5 protein-coding genes are annotated in these 2844 nt (G+C 55.3%); all 5 read left to right on the forward strand.

Going from position 1 to position 2844, the window contains the following annotated elements:
* Positions 1–842 (forward strand): ribonucleotide-diphosphate reductase subunit beta (locus PHD76_15175; GenBank protein ID MDD5263184.1); only part of this gene is annotated, 842 nt, incomplete at its 5' end.
* Between the two features lie 121 nt (positions 843–963).
* The gene (locus tag PHD76_15180; GenBank protein ID MDD5263185.1) at positions 964–1200 is read left to right on the forward strand and encodes a type II toxin-antitoxin system prevent-host-death family antitoxin; all 237 of its coding nucleotides are present in this window, start codon (positions 964–966) and stop codon (positions 1198–1200) included.
* Positions 1197–1625, forward strand: a complete 429-nt coding sequence (locus PHD76_15185) for a type II toxin-antitoxin system VapC family toxin (GenBank protein ID MDD5263186.1) — start codon at positions 1197–1199, stop codon at positions 1623–1625. Before PHD76_15180 ends, PHD76_15185 begins: the two co-directional genes overlap by 4 nt.
* A 75-nt stretch (positions 1626–1700) precedes the next feature.
* A complete protein-coding gene (locus PHD76_15190) occupies positions 1701–2183 on the forward strand; it encodes a hypothetical protein (protein ID MDD5263187.1) in 483 nt (160 codons plus the stop codon).
* Between the two features lie 393 nt (positions 2184–2576).
* On the forward strand, positions 2577–2844 hold a 268-nt coding region (locus tag PHD76_15195; protein MDD5263188.1), incomplete at its 3' end, for a hypothetical protein.

The raw sequence follows: 2844 nt of genomic DNA on the forward strand, positions 1-2844 counted from the left end.
GCCTGACCGACGACGAGCGCCGCATCGTCCTGCGCAACCTCGGCTTCTTCACCACCGCCGACAGCCTCGCCGCCAACAACATCGTGCTCGGCACCTATCGCCACATCACCGCGCCGGAATGCCGCCAGTACCTGCTGCGCCAGGCGTTCGAAGAGGCTATCCACACCCACGCCTACCAGTACATTGTCGAGAGCCTGGGGTTGGATGAGGGCGAAGTCTTCAACATGTACCACGAAGTGCCGTCGATCCGCGAAAAAGACGAATTCCTGATCCCGTTCATCGACACCCTGTGCAACCCCAACTTCAAGACCGGCACGCCGGAAGACGACCAGAAGCTGCTGCGCTCGATCATCGTCTTCGCCTGCATCATGGAAGGCATTTTCTTTTATGTCGGTTTCGTGCAGATCCTCGCCCTGGGCCGGATGAACAAGATGGTCGGCGCCGCCGAGCAGTACCAGTACATCCTGCGCGACGAGTCGATGCACCTGAATTTTGGCGTGGACCTGATCAACCAGATCAAGATGGAAAACCCGCACCTGTGGACGCCGGAATTCCGCGTCGAGATCGCCGGCCTGATCCAGAAGGCGGTGGAGCTGGAATATGCCTACGCCGAAGACACCATGCCGCGCGGCGTGCTCGGCATGAACGCCTCGATGTTCAAGGAATACCTGCGCTTCATCGCCAACCGCCGCTGCCAGCAGATCGGGCTGGACCAGCTTTATCCGGGGGCGAGCAACCCGTTTCCGTGGATGAGCGAGATGATGGATTTGAAGAAGGAGAAGAACTTCTTTGAGACGAGGGTGACGGAATATCAGAGTGGCGGGGCGTTGAGCTGGGATTGACCGGCTGACTGACTAAAAAAAGGCGCAGGGGACTGCGCCTTTTTTATTGCATCAGCTTGATGGGATGAATCAACCGGCATAAACTGGTCTGATCTGGTCTAACTGAATTTGGAGGAAAATCATGGAAGTGGGCGCTTATGAAGCGAAAACGCATTTGCCCAGCCTGCTAGAGCGCGTCCAGCATGGCGAGCGGGTCACCATCACCAAGCATGGGGTTCCCGTGGCGATGCTGGTGCCGGTTGTGCCGGTGGCTAAACCCGATCTTCGTGCGGTCATCGACGAACTGAAAATTTTCGCAAAAGGCCATAGCACAGGCGGCATGACCATCCGCGAAATGATCGTGGAGGGTCGGCGTTGAACCGCTTTGTCCTTGATAATTCGGTAGTGATGGCTTGGTATTTCGAGGACGAGGCCAACGACTTTACCGCCTCAATTCTGGAAAGTCTGGCTTCGAGCGAAGCGCTGGTTCCCACCATCTGGCCCCTGGAAGTGGCCAATGTGCTGCTGGTCGGGGAAAGGCGGGGGCGCAGCACCGAAGCCAGAACCAGCCGGTTTATCGCCCTGCTGGATGCGCTGCCGATCCGGGTGGATGCGGCCACGTCGCAGCATGCGCTTGCCGGGATTTTGACGCTGGCGCGGGAGCAGCGGTTGAGTGCTTATGATGCGGCTTATTTGGAACTGGCCATGCGGGAGGGGGTTTCGCTGGCTACGCAGGATCAAGCGTTGAGGCGGGCGGCGGAGGCTTGTGGGGTAGGGTTGTTGGGGGTTAGTGGGGCATTTTAATCAGAATAGAATTGGTGGTGCGACCCTAATTATGGGGGCTGCGCTTTTTGTTAATTTTAATGAAAGATCGTAAAAATGGCGCTCTACCCGCAAATGGAAAAGGAACCGCGTGAGCGCATTGAAGAGTACATTCGATATCGGTGGGACCACTTAGAAAGCGTTCGCTCTTCGTTAGAAGATCACTCCATTAAATTCTTGTTTGGTACGAATGCAGGGGGAACAGCGGTGTTACTCGCTTTTATTGGGAGTACCGCATTTATTCCTCCAACAAGCATTATCTCGCTAGCATTTTTTATATCTGGCTTGCTTCTTACCGGATTTGGTATCGCCTTGGGGTATAACCGCATTGCGCGACTGCAAAAAGGTTGGAACGATGACGCCGCAGACCTGTTTGCAGGAAAAGTTGAATGGGAATTCATGCTGCAAAACGATAAGAAACGTCTCAAGGAAAGTTCCCCTGGGAAAGTGTTTGCATGGTCTGCTTTTGCATGTTGGATACTAGGCACGGCGTTTGGTTTTGCATCTCTTATCTTGTTTCTGTGTAATCGACAAACATAAGCCATCAAGTGTAGAAGGTTAAAGGGGTCAGCTTCGGTTTTGTGAGCGCTTCGCGCGAATGTTTAGATGCCGGGGCTGCCCGGCAGCAGGTCACTTTATTTTGCTTGCCCAAAATACAGTAACCAAACAAAAAGGCACCCTGCCGCGCCGGCCCTTCGGGCTTCCCCCGGATTTCCGGGTGAACCGGGCGGCTGCGTAAAACTCGGCCTCTGGCCTCAGACAAACGCAGCCGACGGCCCCCGCTTTACCCGGAAATCCGAGGCGGTGCAGAAGGGGATTAAAAGCGGTTTTGTGGGCGGGAGCCCGTGTTTTGGGTGCCCTCCCTGTTGGGATGGGCTCCCGCAATAGATTGGTGCGCATGGCGTGCCTATAATTAACCTGAAGGAGAAAAAAATGAATCGAGCCATATTAGCTTTAGCCTGTCTGACATTGTCTTTTTCCGTCATGGCGGAAGATGTTACCTACCGTAAGGATATTCGCCCGCTATGGGATAAACGCTGCGAGGAATGCCACGGTTCGAAATCTCCCTACCTGGGCGAGTTCGAGGAGAACAAGGAAAAGCACAAGGAGGCCGACGAGGGGCCGCGCATGGATACTTATGCGGACCTGCTTTTCTTTGCGGCCTGGCCGGATACCGGCGCGCTGATGCGCCGCCTGGACG

This window comes from Candidatus Methylacidiphilales bacterium, from assembly GCA_028713655.1.
Lineage (GTDB): Bacteria > Verrucomicrobiota > Verrucomicrobiia > Methylacidiphilales > JAAUTS01 > JAQTNW01.